Here is a 23190-nt window from a genome sequence, read left to right as displayed (position 1 = left end):
AGCCTTTGCATCAGGCCGGTTTAGCATCCGCGTCATAGGCTTCGATGATCGCCGCCACAAGGGGGTGCCGCACCACGTCGCGGGCAGTGAAGTAATTGAAGCTGATTCTCGGGATCGCGTTCAGCAGCCGTTCCGCGTCTGCCAGACCCGATTGCACGCCGCGCGGCAGATCGACCTGGGAGCGGTCGCCGGTGATCACCATGCGCGAGCCTTCGCCCAGGCGGGTCAGGAACATCTTCATCTGCATGGTGGTCGCATTCTGCGCCTCATCCAGCACCACAAAGGCATTGGACAGCGTCCGCCCGCGCATGAAAGCAAGCGGCGCGATTTCGATGCGTTTTTCCTCGATCAGTTTGGCCGCCTGTTTTTCCGGCAGGAAATCGTTCAGCGCATCGTACAAGGGCTGCATGTAAGGATCGACCTTGTCCTTCATGTCGCCGGGCAGGTAGCCGAGCTTTTCGCCCGCCTCCACCGCCGGGCGGCTGAGGATGATGCGGTCCACATGGCCGGTGATGAACATGGAAACACCCACTGCAACGGCGAGATAGGTCTTGCCCGTGCCTGCCGGGCCGATCCCGAAGGCCAGTTCACTTTCGAACAGCGAATGCACATAGGCCTTCTGAGCTTCGGTGCGAGGTTCCACCAGTTTTTTGCGGGTTTTGATTTCCACCCGGCCGCCGCGGAACATTTGCAATTGGCCGTCCGGTTCGGCATCCGCAGTCTCTTGCCCCATGCGCAATTCGCGGTCGATATCGCCGCTTTCGACGCTGCGGCCGGTTTCCAGCCGGTCATAAAGCGCGGTGAGCACGCCTGCCGCCTGTCCGCGTGCCGACTCCTCGCCCATCACCGATAGCTGGTTGCCGCGGCGGACGATCTGCACGCCCAGTTTCTGTTCGATGTCAGCCAAGTTGCGGTCGTATTCGCCGCACAGGTCGATCAGCAATCGGTTGTCGGGAAATTCCAGAAGCACTTCATGGGTTGCGGACTGGTCTTGCGCGTCATTCAGGGCACTGATGGCCAAGCTGATCTCCTCAATCTGGCGTTGCCCTTTCAGTTTGCCGCCGTTGTCCCGTTTGCGCAAGCATCAGCAGCGGAAAATCACTCAATTGAAACAAATGAGCCGCCCCGGAGGGCGGCTTCTTAGCGTGCCGTTCTTTCCGTATTACAGCGCGTCGGCAAAAGTTGAACCTGCCTTGAACGGGCCGGTGGCAGTGTTGCGCGGCAGGTTGCTGTTGCAGACCGGCTTGCCGTCGGGTGTGCGGCGCAGGTCGGCGTAGCCTTCGAGACCGTCGTCGATGATCCAGTGTTCGCAGCCCTGCGGGTCGACCCAGATGCCCGCGGTCATGTTCGACAGATGGCTGGAGGAGCCATCGCCGGCATGCTGGTCACGGGTTTTGTCCAGGGTTTCGGAACAGGCCGGGACCAGGGCCGCGGCGGCGAGGAGCAGAAGTGTTTTACGCATCAGCATGGGTTTTGTCTCCTCAGCGCAGGCAATAGATTTCGACACGGCGGTTTTGCGCCATATTTCCGGCACTGGTGTTAGGCACCCGCGGATCGCGTTCACCGTAAGCGCGCACATCATTGATCCGCGCACCCACCGAACGGCCCGCCTGAGCCACGGCATGGGCGCGGCGCTCGGACAGGCGGATATTGTATTCATCCGAGGCCCGGCTGTCGGTATGGCCTGCCACGATAAAGGCGCGGGCGCCATTGGATTTCGCCTGCTGGAAAAATTCCCCCAGGCGCTTGCGGCCTGCGGCATTGATGTAGTGTTTGTCTGTGGCAAAAAACTGATCTGTCGGCATCACGCCGCAAATGTTGCCGCGGCGGCAGACCGGCTTGCCATCCGGGGTCACATGCGGGGACATGAAGCCTTCGGCACCGTCATCCATCACCCAGTGTTCGCAGCCGTCCGGGTCAACCCAGATGGTGGGCACATAACGTTCGCCCTTGATGGTCCGCTGAGTTTGCGCGCTGGCAGGCGCGGCAGCGATGCTGAGCGCGGCCGCAGCAGCGGCGGCCAATGCAACCGCCTTATTAAATTTGAGTATCAACACAACCAGATTTCCTTCACCTAAGTTCCCCCAGCGCGCTTGCCGCTTACGTGCCCACCGCTCAGGCCATAAGAGTCAAACTACCTGAAATTGATGCAGTATACCTGCTAAATTAATTGTTATTCCGCGCAGATTAATCGCATTTTCCGGGACACTCAAAGCATCAAAAGGAAATTGTCGCCGGAACCGATGCAATCGGGACTCACATGCGCATTCAGAATAAACGGAAATTGAGCCGCTCTGTTAAAAGCGGCTGGGAAGATTCGCGCTGTGGCGGGAGTTTTAGCCGATCAACTCCCCGGCCAGGGAATTTGCACCAGAGGAAATGATGCGCACCCGGGCCAGGTCCCCCGGCGCGCGGTTGCAATCAGCGACATGGACGGCGTGGAGGTAGTCGGATTTACCGACCATCTGGCCCGGCCGGCGGCCCGGCTTCTCAAACAGAACACCCACCTCGCGGCCCACCATGCTGTCCTGCACCTCGCGCTGCTGCCGGGTCAGCAGGGCCTGCAGGCGCTGCAAACGGTCATCCGCCGCGGCCGGATCGACCTGGGCGCGTTCGGCTGCAGGGGTGCCGGGGCGGGTCGAGTATTTGAAAGAATAGGCAGTGCCGTATTTCACTTCTTCCACCAGGTCCATGGTGGCCTGGAAATCGTCCTCGGTCTCTTCCGGGAAACCGACGATGAAGTCGCCGGAGATCAGGATGTCGGGCCGCGCGGCGCGGATGCGCTCAATCAGGCGGAGGTAGCTTTCGGCGGTGTGGGCGCGGTTCATCCGCTTCAGGATCTTGTCCGATCCCGCCTGCACCGGCAGATGCAGATAAGGCATCAGCTTGGCGCAGGTGCCATGCGCCTCGATCAGGTCGTCCTGCATGTCGTTGGGATGCGACGTGGTGAAGCGGATACGCTCCAGCCCGTCGACCTTGTCCAACTCCCAGATCAGCTGCGCCAGGGTCAGGTCGCCATTGTGGCCGGCACCATGGTAGGCATTCACATTCTGGCCCAGCAGGGTGATTTCGCGCACGCCGCGCTCCACCAGATCGCGGGCTTCGGTCAGGATGCGGTCCGCGGGACGCGAAACTTCGGCGCCGCGGGTATAGGGCACCACGCAGAAGGCACAGAATTTGTCGCAGCCTTCCTGCACCGTCAGAAACGCGGTGGGGCCGCGCTTGGCCTTGGGGCGGTTCTTGAGCTTTTCGAACTTGTCTTCCTCGGGGAAATCGGTGTCCAGCACCTTTTCCCCTTCGCGCGTCTTGGCTTCCATTTCGGGCAGACGGTGATAGCTTTGCGGGCCGACCACCAGATCCACCAGCGGCTGGCGGCGCATGATCTCTTCGCCCTCGGCCTGGGCTACACAGCCGGCGACACCGATCTTCAGATCCGGCTTCTCTGCCTTCAGCCCTTTAAAACGGCCCAGCTCGGAATAGACTTTCTCGGCGGCCTTTTCCCGGATGTGGCAGGTATTGAGCAGGATCATGTCGGCGTCATCTGCCGATTTGGTCTCGATATAGCCTTCACCGCCCAGCGCTTCGGCCATGCGTTCGCTGTCATAGACATTCATCTGACAGCCATAGGTCTTGATAAACAGCTTCTTCGGGGCGCTCATGCGGGTCAGCCTTCCAGCCAAGGTGGGTAAACAGCGGCCTGCCTTACAGACAAATGCCGCCGCTTGCAATGAGGCGGGATTTACCCGATTTTGGCCGCAATGGCCAGAAAGGCAAAAGGCAGACAGGCATGATGTATTCTTCGCTGCAGGATTTCCTGAAAGAGGGCAAGGCGTTGCTGGCCAAAGGACCGGTTGCGCTGGTCTTTGTCGAGGATGAGGTGGAAATCGCCACCACGCTGCGCCACCACCTGCAAAGCGGTTTCAAAGCGGTTGTGGCCCTGATGCCGGATGCCTTTGACTTGCCGCAGGATGTACGCGCCAAGGTGCACCGGGTGCCGTTTGACTGCGCCCCTGAAGGTGCGCTGACAGGGGCCGTCAATGCGATGATCGCTGCCGCGCAACCCGGTTGCTGGCTTTATTACTGCTACAATGCCGAATATCTGTTCTACCCGTTCTGCGAGACGCGCAGCGTTGGCGAAATGCTGACCTTCCACACCGAAGAGCGGCGGGATGCGGTGCTCAGCTATGTGATCGACCTTTATGCCGGCGATCTGGAGGCCTGCCCCGGCGCTGTCTCGCTGGAGGCGGCCTATCTCGACAAATCCGGTTACTATGCCCAGTCGCGCAAGGACCCAGAAACCGGCCATCCGCGCGAACGGCAGCTGGATTTCTTTGGCGGGGTGCGCTGGCGGTTCGAAGAGCATATCCCGGAGAAAAGCCGTAAAATCGACCGGATATCACTGTTCAAGGCCAAACCGGGACTGGTGCTGCAGCAGGACCACACTTTCAACGATCAGGAATACAACACCTATGCCTGCCCCTGGCATCATAACCTGACTGCTGCGGTCTGTTCTTTCCGCACCGCCAAGGCGCTGAAACGCAATCCCGGCTCCACCTTCGATATTGAAACCTTCCGGTGGCACAACTCCGCGCCGTTTGAATGGCATTCGCGCCAACTATTGGATTTGGGGCTGATGGAGCCGGGGCAGTGGTTCTGAACCCAGCCGGCAACGGCTGAAGAAACACATGACCAGCGGGCCGCATTTTGGGATGCCCGCCCTAGCCTGCCCTCTCAGCTTGAACCGCTTGGCGCACCGTCTCCAGTGTGCCGCGCAGCTCTGCCATCGGCAAACCGCCAAACGCCAGCCTCAGGGCCTGCGGAGCTGCGGCAGCTGTTGCAAAAGCGTCTGCGCCGGATACCGAGACCCCCTGGCCGTTCAATCGCGTCACGATAGGTTGCGCACGGGCACCTTTTTCAAGCGGCAGCCAGGCAAACCCCGCGTTTCGATGCGAAATGACCGAAGCCTCGCCAAAGACCTCCCGGCATACCGATTGGCGCGCGGCGCCATCCTGCCTGCGGGCTTTCTCTGAGTTTTTCAGCGTCCCGTCTTCGATCCAGCCTGTGATCAATGCGGAAATCAATGCGGGCGCGTTCCAGGTCGTCGCGCGGATCGCTTCCAGCAGCGCTGCAGTGCGGTTTGCAGGCGCGACCGCATATCCCAACCGCAAACCGGTTGCGAGGCTTTTGGAAAAACCGCCGATATGCACCGTCCGGTCCGGTGCCAGCGACAGGAAAGCGGGCGGCGGATCCGGTTCCAAAAACGCATAGGCCGCGTCCTCAATGATAAGGAGGTTGTGCCGCTGCGCCACGTCAAGCATGTGCAGCCGGACTGTTTCATCCATGACGGTTCCCAGCGGGCTTTGGACCGTCGGCATCAGATAGACAGCAGTTATGTTCCGCATGCGGCATTGCCGGTCCAGATCATCCGGGTCCATGACACCCTGCTGCGTCCCGACCGGGGCAAGTTCCAGACCATTCAATGCGGCAGCCGATTTGAACCCTGGATATGTAAGCGCATCAGCAGCGATCACATCGCCGGGCTGAAACAGGCCCAGACACGTGATCGCCAGCCCGTGCTGGCTGCCTGAGGTGACCAGCAAGTGTTCGGGGTCAATCCGGCCCAAAGACCGTCCGAGGCTTTCGGCGATGATCCGGCGTTCGTGCATGCGGCCGCCGTGGGGCTGATAGCGCAGCATCGCATCCAAATCGCCCGCCGCCGCCAGCCGCCGCAATCCGGCCCGCAAAATGTCTGCGTCCGCGGGTCCGCCTGGCATATTGAACACCAGATCCGTGATCCCCTCAGCCGCGGTCTGATGCACCCCCAGTGTCATGGGCAGGCCAGGATCACGCACAAAGGTGCCGCGCCCGGCCTCGCCGCTGACAAGCCCCCTGCGCTCCAGTTCCTTGTAGACACGGGTTGCAGTCGCCAGCGCGACGCCGGATTTCTCCGCAAAGGCCCGGTGTGTCGGCAGTCTGGAGCCCGGCGCCAGTTTGCCCTCGCGGATCGCATTGGCGAGCATATCGGCAAGGCGGATATATCTGGCTTTCTTCATCTGCTCACTGTCATTAGGACAATAGAAAAATTGTCATACGTCGAAACTTCATGGCATTGCGGAGGCAAGTCAACCTGCGAGGCCCGCCCAATGCTCCGATTTATGTCTGCTGCTTTGCTTGCCGTGATTCTGTTCGCTGTGACCTTTGCCGTTAACCTGCAGGCGCCGCTGTATGACGCCTACGCCGCGCAGAACACTGCCGGTGCCACTGCTGTTACAATTGCCTTCGCCGCCTATGCAGGTGGCCTGATGCCAACGCTGCTGCTGCTTGGCGGGCTGTCAGACCGGACCGGGCGGCGTATCCCTCTTGCTCTGGCCCTGGTCCTTGGCGCGGTTGCGACAGCGGTGCTGGTACAATTCCCAAACTGGGCAAGCCTGGTCACGGCGCGGGTTTTGCTGGGTATCGGGACCGGGTTGGCGACCACTGCAGGCACTGCGTATATGGCCGAAATCCTTGGCGCCACCCGGGCACGCACCGCGGCCTTGATTGTGACATCGGCAACGTCGCTTGGCTTCGGCGGCGGCGCTCTGGCAACCGGGCTTAGCCTTGGCCTGCAAGGGCCGACATTCCTGCCGTTCAGCTATCTTGCGCTTCTTGCAGCAGCGCCGGTTCTGGCCGCAGCCGCCTTGGCCCTGCCCAAGGCGGACAGTCCGAAACCCGTCACACCGCTGCGGCTGCCGGTCTTTCCGTCCGGCACCTGGGTGTTCGGTGCGGCAATGGCGCTGGCCTGGTCGACAACTGGCATGACCATTGCCGTCGTGCCGTTGCAATTGGCCGCCAATGGGCTTGGCGGATGGACCGGGCTTGTCATTTTTCTGGCGATCTTCGCAGGGTTTCTCTGCCAGCCAATCGCCCGGCGCATGTCCAACGGCCGGGCATTGGCACTCGGGTTTGTGCTGATCCCGCTGGGCTTTCTCGTGCTCCTGGCCGGCGTCTGGCTGACATCACTGGTGCTGGTCCTTGCCGGAACCTGCATCACCAGCGCGGCAAGCTATGGCTTTACCTATCTTGCCTCCCTGGCAGAGGTGTCGCTGCGCGCACCTGATGACAGGGCGCGGGCAACGGCGGGCCTGTTTGTCTATGCCTATTGCGGGTTTTCGCTGCCGGTCATTGCCAGCGGCGCGCTGGCCGACACCTTTGGGCTGCTGGTTGCAATGGCCCTTTTTGCCGCCGCGCAGATATCCGCTACGGGGGTTATCGTCCTGTTCTGGAGGAAAAGCTTGCATCCGGACCGGTCAGGAGCGGAACAGGGTTTGGGCATTGTTTGATGCGGGCGGATTTCTGCAAGCACGGATCAAGAGCCGGGAAAAATTTCCGTCCACACACGCAGCATCGCATCTGCCGCGCCGGCACGCAGGGCCAAAAGCAGCTGTTCGCCGCAGGCTGAGACCACGATGATGCGCCTCTGAGGTGAGACCGGCAGCAGCAGGCATTCCGGCTTGGACGCAGGCATTCTGGCCGTGGAGGGGCAAGCACCCTGGGCCGCGAGGACGGTACGCACTGCCTCCAACTGGCAAAGCAGCTCCTCCGGCCCACCGCTGCCGGACAGATTCCCACCCCGCCCGCATGAAATCCAAGCCTCTGCCTGAGGGGTAGCGCGAGCGTGGAACCGGTCCAGCGGGCTGCTGCTTTCGGCTGCGCCCATGGCGTCGCTCAGCATCTTGGCAGTACAGCTGCCAACACCTTCGGTTGCCTTGCAAGGACGGCGTTTGATTGTGAAGCCTGCGTCATCGGCAACGGCATCCAATGTGCGCAGCCGCGCGGCAAATATCCGGGCTGCTGTGTCTGGATCCTCTGCCCCGTCCGCGGGACCTGCGGAGCGACCCAGGGTCAACCCCGTAAGCCTGCGTTGCGCAACGGTGAGCACCGCGGCGGGCTGCTGGCCGACACAGATGGTCAGTTCCCGGGGCAATACGGTTTCGCTGATTTCGCGCAGCACAGCAACGGCGAGCGGTTCCTGCCCGGCAGCAGCCTGCTGCATGCCTGCACGAATTGCGGTTGGTGTTTCGGCCAGCCGGTTCAATGCCTGCTGCAGCGCGCCGGCTGCTCCGGCCGGATGCGGCAGGAGATAAGCAGCCGCGTCTGCCATCATGCCCCCCCGGCCACTGCTGCCACTGCTGCCAGCAGGCTCCGCGCCGGGGCAGCAAGCCGCCCAGCGCTTGCCGCATCGGAGCAGACACACAACACCGCATCACCCGAACCATCTGCGGCGCGGATGAAAACGCGTGCTTCGCCCGGGGTCAGAATCAGGACATCATCGGCCGGCGCAGCGGATTGCGGATCTCCGGCTGCCAAAGCGGCATCAAGCAGCAAGAACCCCAGCCGGGCCTGCTGGCAGAGGCCGTCAAGATATTCCTGCGGATGGCTGGCGGCGCTGCTGCTGCGCAGGACAATGCTGGCGCCGAGATCACCAAAGGCGGCCAAACGGCAGCCCTTGGCGGTCTGACGCAGCGTATCAAGCTGCAGGGAAAGCGTCACAGAATCCTCCCGTTCCCGGCAAGGGCCGCTGTGCATTCTGCTGCGGGACGTTTGGGTATCATGTGCTATTCACCAGTAGGATGGGTTTCGGGCCGGGACCGGGCCGGCCGCTTGCTGCGCTTGACCGGGGTGACCCGGCGCGGTGTCACACGGTCGCCGGCTTCCGCGCAGGCAGGGCTTTCTTGCAATTGCGGCTGTTCACCGCTCTCGCGTCTGCCGCCAAAATCCAGCACGTCAGCCCCTAAAGGCTGCTCCGTTTGCGGATTTGCTGCAGAAGCCGCAGGGTTGGATTGTGCAGGCGCAACGCGGTTTGGCTGTGCCCAAGTCACCAGCATATCCACCAGAAATTCAATGAAACTGTCAGCGCCGCTGGTCTTCCAAACTTCCATATCCTCGCCCGCGGCCAGCGCTTGGCTTAGCGACAGCGGAAAGATTGCGCCGAAGGCATCGCCGGTTTCCTTCCTGACACGCCGGACCACACGGTCCTGATCACGGCTGTTTCGCAGCTTGTCGAAATGCGTGATCAGCAATGTACTCGGGCCTTCAAAGCGGTGTGAAATCTCCTCCCACACGGCGGCTTCGGACTGACGCCAGGCCTGGGTGGCATGGGTGCACCAGATAATGCCGTCTACCTCGGGCAGCAGGTTTTGCCAGACACTGGACGGCATGTTGGGGTCCGAAATGCCCGGCATATCAATAAGATCGCACAGCTCCAACGCCTCTGCCGGGAGGGTCAGGCGGATCAGCGCAGTGGTGTCCATCGGCACATTGGCGAGGTCGCCGAGCAGCAGCGGAGTTTCGCCGCCATCGATGCCGGTGATGCTGGCCGCCTCGGGTCCGTGCGATATCCAGACCGGCGGCAACCGGGTGGCGGTCACGCGGGTGGGCAGCGGCTGACGCCCCACAAGCAGGTTGGTCAGGGTGCTTTTGCCGGCGCTGAACTCGCCCATCAGTGCCAGGCGTGGCTTGCGCTGTGGTACAGCAGCCGGGAAGACGGGAGTGTGCATGGCGGATTCCTGTGTCATTCGGTGAAGCTCCTGAGCGTTTGCAAGGCGTCGTCGGCCTGTGTCCGGCGGCTGTCATTGGCGATCAGCCCTTGAACATCACCGCCGCGGCGGCTGTGGTCCGCGATTTCCATCAGGATGTCGCGCTGGTCGTCGAAAAAGCCCTGCAGCCGGGCAAGGACAGCAGCGCCCGCATTTGCTGTCTGCACGAATTTAAGCTGGGTCATGAAATCTTCGGTCTCGCCCGCGATCAGGCTGCGGAAACGTTTGGCAAATGCCTGGTAGCCGCGGGTGCGGCGCCACCAGGCGGCCCACCAGCTGTCATTGAAATCCAGTGCGATGGCCTGCCCCAGCGCAATCGGAGAGCTGGCCGGGGGCACCTCGGGAACTGACAGCTGAATACCCTCGACCGCAGCGCCGAAACCGTCATAGAGCAGTTCCGCAATGTCCTGCACCGCGGCCTTGTACCGGGCCTGGGCGGCAGCCTGCAGGCGGCTGGTCATCACTGAATAAGCAGAACGCAACAGCATCCGCAGCCCGGCGGGATCATATTCCCAGTGGCAGTCCTCGCCCCATTTCTCCAGGTGTTCGATCAGCGCGTGGGTGGCGCGGTCTGTAAAGGTGGCATGAGCCCGGTCGGCGCGGTCGCGGAATCCGTCGAGGATTTGCGCGGTCTCGGCCTCCAGTGCGTCCAGATGGGATTTGCAGATATTCTCAAACGCGGCGCTGGTGTCGTGAAGACCGGCCTGCGCGCCGCCCTCGCCCTGCACTCTGACCGCATCTGCCGCCTGCTGGCCGGTGGCGGCGGTAACGGCAGAGCCGGCAACGCGGGTCAGCAGCGGCGTGCCAAGGTCGGTCACGATCCGCTCAGCCACCACCCGGTTCAGCGCAGGCAGCCCGGACAGCTCCCAAACCATGTTCTGGGCCGACAGATCCGCATGGGAACTGTTGACCGAAGCTTCGGCCCAATGGAGCAGCGCAGCGGAACTTGCCTTGTCCATGTCCTCCAGCCCGCCGGTCAGCACCTTGTTAGCCCAATAGGCGCTGCCGAAAAGGACGGTTGCGTCCTCGGGCCCGTGATGAGTGTCCAACGTCTGGCGGATGCTGGCCTCGATCTCGGGGATCTGAGCGGCGGGGTCGGCGAGTTCGTCGATGCGGTTGACGAAGATCACCACCTCGCGGGACTTGAGGTTGGAGATCATCCGGATCAGCCCCATGTCGACCGAAGTCAGCGCCTGGCCTGCCGACAGCACCACCACGCAAAGGCGGCTGTCGCGGATTGCCTGGATGGTGATCTGCTCGCGCATCATGAAGGTGTCGTTGACGCCAGGCGTGTCACGCAGGCACAGGCGGTGGGGCACGCTTAGGCAATTCAGGTACAGGTCGGCCGCGCGGGTGATATCGGCAAAGCGCCCCTGTTCGCCGGCGCCGCCCTCCTCCTCGTCAAAGTCGTCGCCCAGGCAGATGTAGCGTTCGATCAGGTTCTTATCGAAATAGCCGTATTCGTGTTTCTGCCCCATCAGCAGTTCGAATTTACGGCCCAGCCGCTGGCGCGATCGTTCCCGCATCTCTTCTATCTGGGTACGGATTTTTTGCAGCTCGCTGCTGGCGCCGGCACGGCCCGCCATTTCACCGATGCGCCCGCCCTTGGTCAGCAGCCGGTCCCATTCATCCTCGGTCATGAACTGGAAACAGGCCTTGTTCTCAATCCGGGCATCCCCCGGTGTCAGATGCAAGGAGGTGACAACCGAGGTCCAGGGATTCACGTCCGACGGCAGCAGGTCAGCCCAGCCCGCCATCGCATTGACCAGGGATGTCTTGCCCGACTTCACCTGTCCCAGCAGCGTGACACTGGGTTCAAAGGTGCTGAGCTCCGACAGCAGCCGCGACAGGCTGCGCTGGACGCGCATCCCCGAAACTGCGGACAAAGCAGACAGGGCGGTTTCAATCCGCTGCGCTTTGCGGGCGAATTCCAAGAGCGGTTCCAGCCCCGCATTCAGATTGGTCGGACGCGCGGAGGCGTGGATGTCGGTGGCACTCTCGATCTGAGCTTCCATGTTCATGGCTGAACCTTGTTGTGTCTTGCTTTGGCGTGTGTCTCTGCCCTGCCGGGCCGCGAGGCGGCGGGAAAGGAGGTGCGGCTGGTCATCATTCAGTGGTGTCTTCGATCAGCTCCTTTTTCAGCTGAATCAGCAGCGTCACCGCGTCGATGGCCGCGTCTTCGTCCTGCTCCAGCTGGCAGAGCATCAGCATTTCCTCCCCGTCCTGCGCTGCTTCGCGGGCTGCCTCAACGGCTGTGCTGCCTGGCATTGCCGCCAATGTCTGCGACAAGCCTCGGATCATCTCCATGCATTGCGCCAGCACCGGGCCGGCCTGCGGGCCGCCTGCGGCTTCGGCCTCGGCCAGCATTTCCTCTGCGCAGGCTTGCATCTGGTCCAATGCGCTGCTGAGGCCGGCGGCAGCGGTCAGCGGCGGGGCCGCAGCAGGAATTGCGGACTGCAGGCCGACAGGGCCGGCTGTTTCACCGCCAAACTGGCGGATCAGCAATTCGGCCTGATCCACGTCCGAGGCACGCCCCGTTTCAACCTGCCACATCACGCCATCCGCCAGTTGCTTGCCACCGCTGGAGCGCCAAAGATCATGTGCCGGTGCGGCTGCTGTCCGGGCTGTCAGCCCCTGGATCGCGGCAACCGGATAAACGCCCAGGAACTCCTCAGCGGCAACCGGTTCCACCGTCATGATCAACCCATCCAAGGTTCCCCGCATGATCTGCTGGTCGGCCATTGTCAGCACCAGGAAGCTGTGATCCTTGGTGCTGTCAGGAATTTCAGCCCACAGGGCCTGTTCTGTGTCCGGAAACGCCTGGCTGCACCACAGGATAATATCCGCCGCGCCAGAGGCCTGCTGCAGCAGGTTCTGCTGGCGGATCTGCGGGCCTGCAAGCGGCAGTTCCGTATAGCTGTGGGTGCGCAGCCGCGGGTCCGGCAGAAACTGGCGGATCCGCAGCGTGCCTGCCGGTATGTCAAGATCAGCCAGAACACCCGCCTGCTGCAGGCGCTCGCCCTTGACGGTTTCAAAAACCGCGCATTCCTGATCGCCATAGCAAATGTCAATGACCGCGCTGCCCGCATTGCGGCCAATGACCACACGCCCCAACAGCATATCAATCAGCGCCGACTTGCCCGAACCGGTGACGCCGGTGACAATGATCTGCACCGGCTGGCGCAGCCGGCGCAGCAACTGGCTGCCCCAGCCTGAAAACTCTGCCGGCAGCTGCCCTGCGCTGAGCGTGTGCTCCAGCTGGCCTGCCAGCGGGCTGATATCTGTCTGAGGAAGGCTCAAGCCGATGCATCCGTCTTATTGCGGCGGGCGGCGGGTGCTGAATCCCACGTCGCCGAAGCCAGGAGGGTGATCACCCGGCGGCCGCTGCGCTGACGCGGCGGCGCGGGCGGCTGTTCGGGCGGCGGCGGGTCCAGAACCGGCGCGTCCATCGGCAGCGCTGATGGCTGTGCCTGGGCAGGAAGAGCGGCCTGCGGGTCAATCGGTTTGATCACGCAGAACGCGGCATTGTCCTGTTCCGGGGCATTCAGCACCTCCAGCTGCCGCATCAGCGCCGCACCGATACGGGCGCTGGAGCTGCCGCATTCTGCAGCGAGGACGGCGGCGATCTCGTCCTCCTCCAGGAATTGCAGCCCGTCGCTGGCGGCCAGAACTATATCGCCATGCTGCAGCCGGACAGGTGTGCTGCGGCAGTCGATGCGGGGGATTTCCGCCCCCGTCAGCACTGAGGTAACGCAATGCCGGTCCGGGTGGCTGGCGGCCTCGGCCGGGTCCATGCGGCCCTGGGCGGCCAGCCTGTCGATCTCTGCTGCCATCGAGTGATCGGCGTTGAGCCGGATCAGCGCACCGTCGCGGAACAGGTAAAGCGGCGAGTCACCAACCGAGATCCAGTAAAGCCGGTCGCTGAACAGCACCGGAGCCAGCAGCGTCGCGCCCATTCCCCGGGCCTGAGGCTGATGGCTGGCGTATTCGCCAAGGCAGGCATTTGCACCGCTGGCAGCCTGCTGCAGCACTGCGCCGATCGACTGTTCCAACGCACCCGGGTCGTCCGCGCGCAGCTTCAGATCGCTGAACACTTCGGTGACCACGATTTTGCTGGCGACATCTCCGGCGGCATGGCCGCCCATGCCATCGGCCAGCACCGCAAAACCAGTGCCGGTACCGGCCAGGAAATCGGCGGCAAGCGCGTCCTCCTGGCGCTCGCGGCGGCCCTTGCTGATGGCCGTCGCGGCATCATATTCGAACTCAGCGGTGCACAGCATGGTCGGTATCGCTGGGTTGCGGCTGGTCCCAGCCGAAATCGGCGCCGCACAGCGGCACGAAGCGCAGGGTGGTTTCACCAATGCGGATCACATCACCCGCTGCAAGGGTTTCAGTGCTGAGCACAGGGCGGTTGTTGCGGCGCACCAGATTCGCCTTGCCGCCGTGGCCGATATAGAAAGCCTTCTGTTCCGGGTCATAGGCGATGGCAGCGTGGTTGTCGCGCGAGATGCTGTTGTCACCAAAGTCCAGCCTAACGGTCTGGTCGGCACCGCGGCCGATCACAGTGACGCCGCTGAACAATGTAAAAGCAGCACCGCGGCCCGGCCCCTGCACGATGGCAAGCCAGCCGACGGGGAAACGGGTGTAACCGGGCGCAATGTCTTTCTGGCTGCGGGCAAAGGGATCGCTGTCTTCGGTTTGAGCCGGGCTGAAACCCAGCAGGCGGGTCTTGACCCGTCCCGCCCGGCTGGCGCCGCGCCCCATCGACGGTGCCGGCACATCAATCGACGCGTCTGCCGGGATGTCCATGGAGACCACGGGTTGCGAAGCTGCCGGCGCCGGTTGCGGGGCGGCAACAGGAGCCGCCTGCGGAGCAGGGGCAGCCGGTTGAGGGGTGCCTGCCAGGATACTGGCAGGCTGTGCTTCGACGCCGCGCGGGCTGATTTCCGGCTGCTGCTGAGGCTGATGTACTGGGGCGAAGGCTGCAGAAGGAGTCTCCTCAACTTCTGGCGCGCTGCCTTGCTCCTGTACGCCGGCCTGGGTTCGCTTGAAGACCCTGTAGGATTCGCTGCTTTCGGCTGCTGGTTCAGCCAGTTCCGGGCTGCGGAAACTATCCTCAATGCCAACGCGCGCAGGCGCTTCGGCGCCAGCTGCGAAGGGATCATCTGATGCGGCGCCTGCGAGGCTGCCAAGGGTTCCGGCATCCCTAGGGTCAGCACTGACCGCTGGCACTGCCACGGTTTCCTGCTCGCGGGCGAAAAAGGCCGCAATGGCCGGGTCCTGGGGCTGCTCTTCAGCAAAGCCTGGCAAACCTTCGCCTTCTGCCAACGCGTCATCAGGCCCTGCGTCATAAGTCCAGCCGTCATCCGCGGGCTTGCCAGCCAGCGGAGCAGCAGTCTCCACGGGGGATGCCGCCTGAGCTGTTTCCGGCACTGCATCCAGCAGGAAACCACGGTCGAGGCTGAGAGGCGGACGGGCAGCCCCGGTACTGGCGACGTCAGGAGCAACCGCATCCTGCACAGGCGCCTGGGCCGGGTCTGCTTCTGGTGCGGCATGACCGTCCAGGCGGACCCTCTCCCGCTTTTCGCCGATGATATCCTTGATGAATTTCATACCCATTCCCTTCAGTTCTTAACCGTTTCCGGGGTGCTGCGCTGGCGCCCGAAGATTTTTCGCAGCCGGCCCGCGAAACCGGGCTTTTCCTGGCGCAGTTCCAGAACCGGATCTGCCGGGAGGTCCGCAGCAGGTACGGCGGCGGGCAGCCGTTCCACGGCGGGAGCGTTTTTCTTCCGCCGGGGGATTGCGTCCTGTTCCTCCAGCCAGGCTTCCACGTCGCTGACCGGCTCGCCGAAGATATTCACCAGCTGGCGAAGCGGCTTTGAGGGTTTGCTGGCAGGTGCGGTCTGCTGCTGCCTGGCCGAGCGCGGTTGCCCAGGTGTCAGGCCGCCATTGGCCGTCGCGACCAGCTCGGCGATGACGGCGTCCAGATTGGCATTGTCTTCTGGCGCTGGCGCAACCGTGCCGGGCAGTTGAGCGTCTGTTTCCGCAGCGTTCTGTGTTTCGCAGCCGTTTTCGGCCAGCGCGCCCGCCCAGTCATGCGCCGATTGGAACCGTTCAGCCGGAAGCACGGACATCGCCATATCCACGGTGGCAAGCACCGCAGGATCCGCGTTCCACGGTCTGCCCAGCAGCGGTTTGCACGGGTCCGGGTCACCTGCCATTACTGCGCTCAGCCGCTGCTGGCTGCTTGCGGGCACGTTACCGGTAATCAGGTAGTACAGCGTGGCACCCAGCGCATAGAGGTCACAGGCCGGGCGTTGAGGCAACTCGGGCTTGTACAGCTCATGCGCGGAATACCCATCCTTGACCGCGAGCAGCACCGGCAGCGCGGTATCATCATTGGGAAGAGTGCCGCAGGCGGCCCCGAAATCGATCAGCGTGAGGCTCCCATCCTTTCCAAGGATGAAGTTGTCCGGCGAGATGTCGCGGTGCAAAATCCCTTGCCTGTGCAGGCAGTCGAGCGCTTCCAGTGCCTGGCAAAGAATGTGCCGCAGAAGCGGCCCGGTCAGCCGTTCAGGCTGGTCCTCCCGCACGGTCAGCAAGTCCAAACCGTCGACGAATTCCATCGCGATATAGGCGGTTTGATTTTCCTTGAACACCTGATGCACGCCAACGATGCCGGAATGCCGGGCGCGGGCCAGCAGATGCGCCTCGCGCAGAAAATTGCGCAAGACATTGCGACAGGATTTGGCGTGCTCTTCCGTGTTGGGTTCGACATCCGTGCCACTGCGGCGGCAAATGCCTGCCGGAAAGCACTCCTTGATGACAACGCGGCGTTCCAGGCTGTCGCGGGCCAGATAGGTGATCCCAAAGCCACCGCTGAGCAGCGGCTGCTCGATCTGGTACTGGCCTTGCAGCAGTTTGAAGCCGCAGGGCAGTTCACAGGCGAGAGCCGGGTCAACAGAAGATGTGTCGTGAGGCACAGCGTCAATTCCTTGTGGCAGCCTGGGCTTTGGCCGGAGCGGGGCGGATGAACCCCAACGCTGAAAGCAGAATGCGGAAAGATCGCGGCGCCATTCAGGCAATCAAGGCGGTTGCGTCCAATTTCCGCCGCAATTGGCGCGGGACGCTTGGAAAGACTGAGTTAACGGGCCCATAACTACTTGCGTCGAAGTTAGTTAAACTGCGTGTGTAAGTGATGATTGTCCGTAGCCTTGGCCAGGACAGCGGTGGATTTTGCTGTAAACGCAGCGGCATCGAGATTTGCGAGAGGGATTCCAATGCCCCGTTTCAGCCAAAGGCCCGGCAGCACTTTGCTTGCCGCGGCCGCGGGCACCAGCCTGCCCGCCAGCGGCTAAGGCCGCATGCCTTAGTCTGACAAAGGCAGCTTTGGGACTTGGTGTTTTCCAGGTGATGCAAGAATCTTACGGACAACAAACATGTGCTTGGGAACAGATCCGGGCCTTAAAACAGGTCTGCAGACACGTTCTTTGGAACCTCTGAACATATTTCAGATGAGACAGCAGTTAAGCTTGATCCAGCGGTTTTAAAGATAGGGCCAGCAGACGGGTATCCTTTCTTTTCTAAGGCAAAACCGCAACTTGGCCCAGCGCCAGTTCAGCCACGCTGTGCAAAGCATCAGCTGTGGCGCCATCGCGGGCTTGCGCCGCAAGCCCCTGAATCAGAACTGCAATGTACTTCGCCAACAGATCCGGATCGCTTGCTGCCGGCATGTCTCCGTCTTCGATACCACGCCGGATCCGGGCGGCGACCATTGCCTCGCTGGCCTGCCTGTACCCGGCGAGCAGTTTCTGCGCGCCGGTACTGGCGGTACCGCAATTGGTTGCAGCACTGACCAGCAAGCAGCCTTTGGGTCTCTCCTTCCCGGAAAACGCCTCAATGGCCTCAAACACATAGCGGCGCAGGGCTTTGGCAGCCGTTGCTTCCCCGTCCAGAGCGCGGGGGGCATAGGCCGCAATGTTCTGCGCGTAGTGGCTCGCACAGCGCTCAAACAACGCCTGTTTGTTGCCAAAGGCCGCATAGATGCTTGGGGGGTTCACCCCCATGGCCGCGCTGAGATCGGCCATCGATGCGGCTTCATATCCGCGCTCCCAGAATAGAAGCATCGCCTGTTCAATCGCATGGCCGGTGTCAAAAGATCTTTGCCGCCCCAAGGTCGCCTCCAAATTACTTATCGATCATTACACAAAACACTTGACCCGGCAAGCAACCCATTATTTAACGATCACTACAAAATAATGGAGGCACGGATGAAAGCTGCAATCATAGGATCTTTTGGCGACGTGGATGTGTTCCGGATGGCAGACCTGCCGCGTCCCGACCCCAAGCCGGGAGAGGTACTGATCCGCATCCATGCGTCCAGCATGAACCCGGTGGATGCGGGCGTGCGGTCAGGAGCCATCCTGCCCGATGATCCCGCCCTTTTCCCGATGATCCTGGGTTGGGATGCGGCGGGGACAGTCGAGGCGCTTGGCCCGGAAACAGAGGGGTTTGCCCCCGGCGACCGGGTGTTGGCAATTTCGCCGCAGCCGGGATCACTGGTTGGCACCCACGCGGAATTTGCAGCATTGCCAGCCAGTCAGGTTGTAAAGATTGCGGACACGGTTCCCTTTACCACTGCCGCCGCAGTGCCGCTGACCGGCAGCACAGCGCTGGCGGCTCTTCAGGCCCTGGCTTTGCCGCCGGGCGCGCGTGTCCTGATCAACAACCCAAAGGGGGCGGTTGGCGCAATGGCGGCAGCAATTGCCCCTCTGCTGGGGTTCGAACCCGCCGCCCCGGACACGCGGCAGGTGGACGGCGCTATTGACGTGCGCGGGCACAAACACGCGCAGCAGGCATTTGCCGCCGTGAAAGATGGCGGCGCCTATGCAACCATTGTCCCGGAGTGGTGGAAGCCAGGCGGGGTATTCACGGAATCGCGGGGCATTTGCCCGGTGACGGTTCAAAACCCCGCCAATCAGGAGGTTCTGCAGCCATTGGCGGGTTGGCTGGCCCAGGGCGTCCTGGCGCCGGAGGTCCAAGATATCCTGCCGCTTGACCAGATCGCGGAAGCGCACCGCAGGCTGGAGACCCCCGGGTATACAGGCAAATTTGTTCTGGACCATGCATTCTGAAACCTGCTGAAAATGGAACAGACGGGAGCGTTCCCGCCTGTTCCGGCCCAATTGTTCACTCCAGTTCTTACCGTCTTTACCCTGCCAGACACCGCTGCGCATGCGCCGTGATGCCCGCCAGAATTTCGCTGGCGGCCTGAACATTTTTGATCAAGCCGATGCCTTCACCGGCAAAAGCGGTTGCAACATCCGGATCGCCAGCCTCCTGGGCTGCCGACCATTTTGCGGCCTCTGCGCCCGCTTCCAGTTTCAAGGCCTCCTCGGAACCGTGCCATTTTTGAATGAACCGGTTGCGCAGAACGCGGCCGTTGTAACGGCCGGGCCAGTCGTAACCGCGGACCACATCCACCACACGTGTGCGGATCGTGTCGTCTCCCGTTGCCGCCAGCGCGCGATCAAGAATGCGCGGATGCACCAACGCCTCGCGCGAGGCCCAGAACCGCGTGCCGATCACCGCCCCATCCGCCCCCAGCATCAAGGCCGCTGCAAGGCCGCGGCCATCCGTGATGCCGCCTGCGGCACAGAGCAGCGCCTTGCTGTTCCGGCGTGCGATCTCGTCAGCGATCTCCGGCACCAAGGCAAAGGTGCCGCGGGCTTCGCCATGGCCCCCGGCGTCCGCACCCTGGGCGACAATGATGTCTGCGCCGCAGCCCAGCGCTTGCCGCGCGTCGCGCAGTGTCTGCACCTGGCAGATCAGCGTCACACCCGCGTCCTTGATCGCTGACGCAAATGGTGCCGGGTCGCCAAAGGACAAGAACAGCGCCGCTGGATCGTGTGCCAGCACCCGGTCCAGCAGCTGCGGCTGTTCCGCAAGTTTCCAGGTGATCAGCCCGTAGCCGACGCGGGCGCCCGCTGCAATGTCGAACTGCTGGTCGATCCAAGCGGCATCGCCATAGGCGCCCCCGATCATGCCCAGCCCGCCGGCGCTGGAGACAGCGCTGGCCAGCGCGCCGCCTGCAGCAAAGGCCATCGGCGCCTGGATCACCGGGCAAGTGATCCCCAGCGCCTCTGTCAGCCGCGTTTTCATTGCGCCTGCTTCCGGTACTCCTGCACCGGCAGGCCGCCAACGCCCCAATCCTCCAGAGGAACCTCGTTGATCACCACAAATGTGGTTGCCGGGTTCTTACCCAGAACTTCCTGCAGCAGGTCCGTAACTCCGGTGATCAGCTGCGCCTTTTGGTCCGCACTCGGGCCGGTGCCATCGGGGCCGCCTTCGCGGGTGACTTTGATATTCACATAAGGCATCGGTCAGCCCTTTCGCGGTACGTATGAGAACACTTTTGCAACGATGCGCCATTCGGTGCCGTGGCGGACAAGGGTAAGCAGGTCATGGAAATCCCGGCCCATCATGGTCATCCGGGCACTGACACGGGCCAGCCGGTCGCTGGCAAAGGCAATCTCCAGGATCTCCTCCTCGCGCGGGTCGCCGCGCTTGGCCGGCGGCTCGCGCCCATCGACGCGGGCCATGTAGGTTTCAAGATCCAGGTACAGTTCATCGCCTTCGGTTGCGCAGATATAGGCCAGTTGCGGGTGAAAAACTTCACGCAGCATGGTGCTGTCGGCGTGATGGAGGCCCTCGAAATAGGCCTCCATCAATGCGCCGACCACTTTGTGATCGGCTGGTGTCATTGGATCAGCCCTTCTGCGCGCATTGCAGCCTGAGCGGACGGGCGGGACGCGCTGCGGCTCACGAACGCCGCCAGCCGGGGCCAGCGGGCCAGGTCGATGCCGGTGAAGTTCGCCCAGTTCGAGACCGCGAACAGATAGGCGTCCGCGACCGAGAACCGGTTCTCTACCAGCCACTCGCGGCCATCCTCCAGCTGCGTCTCGATGAAATCGAACTTGCCCGCTACAGCGGTGCGCGCGTCGTCTTTACCGCCCTCGGATATTCCGTCGCGGAACAGCGGGTTAAAGGCCTTGTGCAGCTCGGTCCCGATCCAGTTGAGCTGTTCCTGCATCCGGGCACGGGCCAAGGTGCCTGCCGCCGGCGCCAAACCCGCTTCCGGGTTGCCGTCCGCGATATATTGCAGAACCGCCGCCCCTTCAGTGAGAACGCTGCCGTCGTCCAGGCCCAGGGCCGGAACATAGCCTTTGGGGTTGATCGCGCGGTAGTCCGCGCCGCTTGCAGTCCGGCCCGCGGCGGTATCGACGGCTTCGATTTCAAACGATTGGCCTGTCTCATACAGGGCGATATGGCTGGCCAGCGGGCAAGCGCCGGGTTTGTAGTAGAGCTTCATCACTATCTCCTGTGCTTGGTGATGCTCCTGACTACCCCTTGACATGATTTGTTGATAATATTGTGTTCTCACAGTAGTGATTAAAAAAACAGATCATATGGCAACTACATGAAACACGACCAGCTTGTTGCCCTGGAGGCGATTGTCTCAACCGGCACCTTCCGCGGCGCGGCGGAGCGGCTGCACAAATCACAGTCCGCCATCAGCCACACAATCCGCCAGCTGGAAGAGGAACTGGAGCTGGAGCTGTTCAGCCGCGCGGCCTACCGGCCGGCGCTCACCCCGGCAGGTGAAATCTTCTACCGCGAGGCGTCGCGGGTGCTGCGGCAGATGCAAGGCCTGAAAACCACTGCCGCCCGGCTGCGCGCCCGCGAAGAGCCAGAACTGAACATTGCCGTCAGCGCCACAATGGATCTGGATCCTTTGCTGCCGGCGCTTGCCGAAACCGGGCGGCATCACCCGGCCACCCACCTGCGGCTGCGGATGGAAATGATGGGCGGCCCGATTGCCCGGCTGATGGAGGGCAAGGCAGATATCGCGCTTGCTTCGCTGGAAGGGGTGCCGCTGGATGATGTGGAAGCTGAGCCGGTCACGGAGGTGACAATACGGCCAGTGGCCAGCCCCGGGCTGAACCTGCCGGCCGGCTCCCGTGCACTTTCAGCATCCGAAATGCAAAGCCACGTGCAGGTGGTCGCGGCGGGCACAGGCGGCGCCGCGCATGAACAAAGCCGCGATCTGCTGCCGGGCGGGCTGAAGTGGACCGTCTCCGATCTTGCCGCCAAGAAAAAGGTGATCCTCGCCGGTCTCGGCTGGGGCGGCCTGCCGGACCATATGACCGAGGCGGAGCGGCTGTCCGGTGCTTTGCTTCCTCTCAACCTGGAACGATTTCCTGTACGCCGAACGATGATCTTCAAGATAAGACGCCGAGACCGCCCGCCCGGCGTCGTTGCCAGTGAGCTTTGGAACAGAATTGGGGCAGCCGAACCGGCCTAGGGCCTGAGAATGCCCGGCAGCAGGTCACGCCACAATCGCCGGCAATTTCACCTGAGGACACGCAGAAGCGGTCCCGCGGCTGTTGCTTTCCGCCGTGGGTGCGTATTGTTACTTCATGCCAGATGCCTGTAGCAGCTGACCAAATTCACGCTTAAAAAAGGCGATATGCTCTCCAAAAATGACAATCGGCGCTGGAGCCTATGGAAATGACAACTTCGGAACCTTCAAGCCTGGCCACGGTTTCGTCGCAGTTTGCCGGGAATTGGATTATGGCCTTGCGGCATTGTTGCACGGATGCCCAATTGGCCTCCTTCCTGCAGCGCGCGGGGATGCATGCAGTCCAGGGTCAGATTGCCCACCGCATTACTTTGGATCAGATTGTCCGGCTTTACCAAATCGCTGCCATCGAAACCAATGATGAAATGATGGGCCTTTGGAGCCGGCCGATCCGGGCCAGAGCACTGCAGCACCTGCTGACAACGGTCCGCGAAGCCAGCTCTCTTCCTTCAGCCTTGCACCGGTTCTCTACGTTTTGGAACCTGTTGCTGGACGATTACCAGATGAAACTTGCGTCCGGGCCCGGCAGTCTCAGCCTGCGGCTTTTGCCACGCGGTGAGCAGCCCTGTCAGCAGTTCGGCCATATGCTCATCCTGAAACTGGCGCATGGGCTGCTGTCCTGGCTTGCAGGATATGAAGTGCCTGTCCAGGCGGTTCAATTTGCCTTTGAGCGCCCTGGGTTTTCAGACGATTACGCGGTGATATTTCCGGCGCAGATCAGCTTCATGGCACCGTGTTCGGCAATTACGTTTGAGGTCGCGAAACTGGGGCCAACAAAAAGACGCAGCTCTGCGGAACTGAAGGAGTTTCTAAGCCGGGCTCCCCGAGACTGGATGTTCACAGGGTATAGGGAACATAAGCAGTCTTTGAGAGTCCGGGAGTTCCTTTATCAAACAAGCTGGGAGGGCGGCCACTTGGCAGATGCCGCCCGCGCATTGAACGTCACACCTAGAACCTTGATGCGGCGGCTGGATGCGGAAGACACCTCCTTTCAGGCGATCAAGGACGGGCTGCGCCGGGACATAGCCATTCATGACCTGCAGGCCGGGAGCAAGAGCATCGAAGAAATCTCTCAGGATGTCGGGTTCTCCTCTCCCGCGAATTTCCACCGCGCTTTCCGGCGGTGGACAGGTGTAACACCAAGTTCGTACAGAGCATCGAAAAATTGAACACTGGCCCTGTCCCCGAAGA

General features: G+C 62.3%; 23 protein-coding genes. 5 read left to right on the top strand and 18 right to left on the bottom strand.

The window, feature by feature from the left end; translation table 11 throughout:
* Positions 1 to 10: 10 nt before the first annotated feature.
* The 4 genes from ETW24_RS01710 to miaB form a co-directional block, all read right to left on the bottom strand.
* Complete coding sequence (locus tag ETW24_RS01710) at positions 11 to 1021, bottom strand: PhoH family protein (RefSeq protein ID WP_129369477.1); 1011 nt, start codon at positions 1019 to 1021, stop codon at positions 11 to 13.
* 141 nt (positions 1022 to 1162) lie between these two features.
* The gene (locus tag ETW24_RS01705; RefSeq protein ID WP_129369476.1) at positions 1163 to 1468 is read right to left on the bottom strand and encodes a hypothetical protein; all 306 of its coding nucleotides are present in this window, start codon (positions 1466 to 1468) and stop codon (positions 1163 to 1165) included.
* A gap of 13 nt (positions 1469 to 1481) precedes the next feature.
* A complete protein-coding gene (locus ETW24_RS01700) occupies positions 1482 to 2063 on the bottom strand; it encodes an OmpA family protein (RefSeq protein WP_129369475.1) in 582 nt (193 codons plus the stop codon).
* Positions 2064 to 2336: 273 nt separating this feature from the next.
* A complete protein-coding gene (gene miaB, locus ETW24_RS01695; RefSeq protein ID WP_129369474.1) occupies positions 2337 to 3659 on the bottom strand; it encodes a tRNA (N6-isopentenyl adenosine(37)-C2)-methylthiotransferase MiaB in 1323 nt (440 codons plus the stop codon).
* 128 nt (positions 3660 to 3787) lie between these two features.
* On the opposite strand from miaB, the gene ETW24_RS01690 reads away from it, so the two are divergent.
* On the top strand, positions 3788 to 4657 hold the full coding sequence (locus ETW24_RS01690; RefSeq protein WP_129369473.1) for a glycosyltransferase family 2 protein: 870 nt from the start codon (positions 3788 to 3790) through the stop codon (positions 4655 to 4657).
* A gap of 61 nt (positions 4658 to 4718) precedes the next feature.
* On the opposite strand, the gene ETW24_RS01685 is transcribed toward ETW24_RS01690, so the two are convergent.
* Positions 4719 to 6053, bottom strand: coding sequence for an aminotransferase-like domain-containing protein (locus tag ETW24_RS01685; RefSeq protein WP_129369472.1), 1335 nt, complete (start codon positions 6051 to 6053; stop codon positions 4719 to 4721).
* 90 nt (positions 6054 to 6143) lie between these two features.
* Between ETW24_RS01685 and ETW24_RS01680 the strand changes: the two genes are divergently transcribed.
* Positions 6144 to 7322: an MFS transporter gene (locus ETW24_RS01680; protein WP_129369471.1), complete on the top strand. Its 1179-nt coding sequence runs from the start codon at positions 6144 to 6146 to the stop codon at positions 7320 to 7322.
* 26 nt (positions 7323 to 7348) lie between these two features.
* On the opposite strand, the gene ETW24_RS01675 is transcribed toward ETW24_RS01680, so the two are convergent.
* The 9 genes from ETW24_RS01675 to ETW24_RS01635 form a co-directional block, all read right to left on the bottom strand.
* Positions 7349 to 8143 carry a hypothetical protein gene (locus ETW24_RS01675; protein WP_129369470.1) on the bottom strand — a complete coding sequence of 265 codons (795 nt, stop codon included), beginning with the start codon at positions 8141 to 8143 and terminating at the stop codon, positions 7349 to 7351.
* Positions 8143 to 8532 carry a hypothetical protein gene (locus ETW24_RS01670; protein ID WP_129369469.1) on the bottom strand — a complete coding sequence of 130 codons (390 nt, stop codon included), beginning with the start codon at positions 8530 to 8532 and terminating at the stop codon, positions 8143 to 8145. Before ETW24_RS01670 ends, ETW24_RS01675 begins: the two co-directional genes overlap by 1 nt.
* Positions 8533 to 8597: 65 nt before the next feature.
* Positions 8598 to 9557 carry a dynamin family protein gene (locus tag ETW24_RS01665; protein WP_129369468.1) on the bottom strand — a complete coding sequence of 320 codons (960 nt, stop codon included), beginning with the start codon at positions 9555 to 9557 and terminating at the stop codon, positions 8598 to 8600.
* Complete coding sequence (locus tag ETW24_RS01660; protein WP_129369467.1) at positions 9554 to 11599, bottom strand: dynamin family protein; 2046 nt, start codon at positions 11597 to 11599, stop codon at positions 9554 to 9556. The genes ETW24_RS01665 and ETW24_RS01660 overlap by 4 nt, the downstream gene beginning before the upstream one ends.
* Before the next feature lie 85 nt (positions 11600 to 11684).
* Positions 11685 to 12878 carry a hypothetical protein gene (locus tag ETW24_RS01655; RefSeq protein WP_129369466.1) on the bottom strand — a complete coding sequence of 398 codons (1194 nt, stop codon included), beginning with the start codon at positions 12876 to 12878 and terminating at the stop codon, positions 11685 to 11687.
* Positions 12875 to 13858: a PP2C family protein-serine/threonine phosphatase gene (locus tag ETW24_RS01650; protein WP_129369465.1), complete on the bottom strand. Its 984-nt coding sequence runs from the start codon at positions 13856 to 13858 to the stop codon at positions 12875 to 12877. The genes ETW24_RS01655 and ETW24_RS01650 overlap by 4 nt, the downstream gene beginning before the upstream one ends.
* The gene (locus ETW24_RS24640; RefSeq protein WP_254695677.1) at positions 13842 to 15191 is read right to left on the bottom strand and encodes an FHA domain-containing protein; all 1350 of its coding nucleotides are present in this window, start codon (positions 15189 to 15191) and stop codon (positions 13842 to 13844) included. Before ETW24_RS24640 ends, ETW24_RS01650 begins: the two co-directional genes overlap by 17 nt.
* An 11-nt stretch (positions 15192 to 15202) precedes the next feature.
* On the bottom strand, positions 15203 to 16561 hold the full coding sequence (locus ETW24_RS01640; protein ID WP_129369464.1) for a serine/threonine protein kinase: 1359 nt from the start codon (positions 16559 to 16561) through the stop codon (positions 15203 to 15205).
* A 600-nt stretch (positions 16562 to 17161) separates the two neighbouring features.
* A complete protein-coding gene (locus ETW24_RS01635; protein WP_254695676.1) occupies positions 17162 to 17752 on the bottom strand; it encodes a TetR/AcrR family transcriptional regulator in 591 nt (196 codons plus the stop codon).
* Between the two features lie 96 nt (positions 17753 to 17848).
* Between ETW24_RS01635 and ETW24_RS01630 the strand changes: the two genes are divergently transcribed.
* The gene (locus ETW24_RS01630) at positions 17849 to 18712 is read left to right on the top strand and encodes an NADP-dependent oxidoreductase (RefSeq protein ID WP_129369462.1); all 864 of its coding nucleotides are present in this window, start codon (positions 17849 to 17851) and stop codon (positions 18710 to 18712) included.
* A 76-nt stretch (positions 18713 to 18788) separates the two neighbouring features.
* Here ETW24_RS01630 and ETW24_RS01625 read toward each other — a convergent pair whose 3' ends face one another.
* The 4 genes from ETW24_RS01625 to gstA are packed head-to-tail and all read right to left on the bottom strand — an operon-like array spanning position 18789 to position 20949.
* Positions 18789 to 19739, bottom strand: coding sequence for an NAD(P)H-dependent flavin oxidoreductase (locus ETW24_RS01625; protein WP_129369461.1), 951 nt, complete (start codon positions 19737 to 19739; stop codon positions 18789 to 18791).
* A complete protein-coding gene (locus tag ETW24_RS01620; RefSeq protein WP_129369460.1) occupies positions 19736 to 19957 on the bottom strand; it encodes a tautomerase family protein in 222 nt (73 codons plus the stop codon). Before ETW24_RS01620 ends, ETW24_RS01625 begins: the two co-directional genes overlap by 4 nt.
* 3 nt (positions 19958 to 19960) lie before the next feature.
* Complete coding sequence (locus tag ETW24_RS01615; RefSeq protein ID WP_129369459.1) at positions 19961 to 20341, bottom strand: nuclear transport factor 2 family protein; 381 nt, start codon at positions 20339 to 20341, stop codon at positions 19961 to 19963.
* On the bottom strand, positions 20338 to 20949 hold the full coding sequence (gstA, locus tag ETW24_RS01610) for a glutathione transferase GstA (RefSeq protein WP_129369458.1): 612 nt from the start codon (positions 20947 to 20949) through the stop codon (positions 20338 to 20340). The genes ETW24_RS01615 and gstA overlap by 4 nt, the downstream gene beginning before the upstream one ends.
* A 108-nt stretch (positions 20950 to 21057) precedes the next feature.
* Here gstA and ETW24_RS01605 point away from each other — a divergent pair, with 108 nt between their 5' ends.
* Entirely contained in the window at positions 21058 to 21942 is an 885-nt protein-coding gene (locus ETW24_RS01605) for a LysR family transcriptional regulator (RefSeq protein WP_129369457.1), read from the top strand.
* 206 nt (positions 21943 to 22148) lie between these two features.
* Positions 22149 to 23168, top strand: a complete 1020-nt coding sequence (locus tag ETW24_RS01600; RefSeq protein ID WP_129372806.1) for a helix-turn-helix transcriptional regulator — start codon at positions 22149 to 22151, stop codon at positions 23166 to 23168.
* Positions 23169 to 23190 lie beyond the last annotated feature (22 nt).

Source organism: Leisingera sp. NJS204, assembly GCF_004123675.1.
Lineage (GTDB): Bacteria > Pseudomonadota > Alphaproteobacteria > Rhodobacterales > Rhodobacteraceae > Leisingera.
This window is presented reverse-complemented; position numbering and strand designations above follow the sequence as displayed.

Excerpts from the sequence above, each read along its gene's own strand:
- ETW24_RS01620 (WP_129369460.1), bottom strand. The coding sequence starts at position 19,957 with ATGCCTTATGTGAATATCAAAGTCACCCGCGAAGGCGGCCCCGATGGC.
- ETW24_RS01705 (WP_129369476.1), bottom strand. The coding sequence starts at position 1,468 with ATGCTGATGCGTAAAACACTTCTGCTCCTCGCCGCCGCGGCCCTGGTC.
- ETW24_RS24640 (WP_254695677.1), bottom strand. The coding sequence starts at position 15,191 with ATGAAATTCATCAAGGATATCATCGGCGAAAAGCGGGAGAGGGTCCGC.
- ETW24_RS01600 (WP_129372806.1), top strand. The coding sequence starts at position 22,149 with ATGACAACTTCGGAACCTTCAAGCCTGGCCACGGTTTCGTCGCAGTTT.
- gstA (WP_129369458.1), bottom strand. The coding sequence starts at position 20,949 with ATGAAGCTCTACTACAAACCCGGCGCTTGCCCGCTGGCCAGCCATATC.
- ETW24_RS01615 (WP_129369459.1), bottom strand. The coding sequence starts at position 20,341 with ATGACACCAGCCGATCACAAAGTGGTCGGCGCATTGATGGAGGCCTAT.
- ETW24_RS01625 (WP_129369461.1), bottom strand. The coding sequence starts at position 19,739 with ATGAAAACGCGGCTGACAGAGGCGCTGGGGATCACTTGCCCGGTGATC.
- ETW24_RS01685 (WP_129369472.1), bottom strand. The coding sequence starts at position 6,053 with ATGAAGAAAGCCAGATATATCCGCCTTGCCGATATGCTCGCCAATGCG.
- ETW24_RS01660 (WP_129369467.1), bottom strand. The coding sequence starts at position 11,599 with ATGAACATGGAAGCTCAGATCGAGAGTGCCACCGACATCCACGCCTCC.
- ETW24_RS01630 (WP_129369462.1), top strand. The coding sequence starts at position 17,849 with ATGAAAGCTGCAATCATAGGATCTTTTGGCGACGTGGATGTGTTCCGG.
- ETW24_RS01605 (WP_129369457.1), top strand. The coding sequence starts at position 21,058 with ATGAAACACGACCAGCTTGTTGCCCTGGAGGCGATTGTCTCAACCGGC.
- ETW24_RS01675 (WP_129369470.1), bottom strand. The coding sequence starts at position 8,143 with ATGGCAGACGCGGCTGCTTATCTCCTGCCGCATCCGGCCGGAGCAGCC.
- ETW24_RS01665 (WP_129369468.1), bottom strand. The coding sequence starts at position 9,557 with ATGACACAGGAATCCGCCATGCACACTCCCGTCTTCCCGGCTGCTGTA.
- ETW24_RS01650 (WP_129369465.1), bottom strand. The coding sequence starts at position 13,858 with ATGCTGTGCACCGCTGAGTTCGAATATGATGCCGCGACGGCCATCAGC.
- ETW24_RS01690 (WP_129369473.1), top strand. The coding sequence starts at position 3,788 with ATGATGTATTCTTCGCTGCAGGATTTCCTGAAAGAGGGCAAGGCGTTG.
- ETW24_RS01680 (WP_129369471.1), top strand. The coding sequence starts at position 6,144 with ATGCTCCGATTTATGTCTGCTGCTTTGCTTGCCGTGATTCTGTTCGCT.
- miaB (WP_129369474.1), bottom strand. The coding sequence starts at position 3,659 with ATGAGCGCCCCGAAGAAGCTGTTTATCAAGACCTATGGCTGTCAGATG.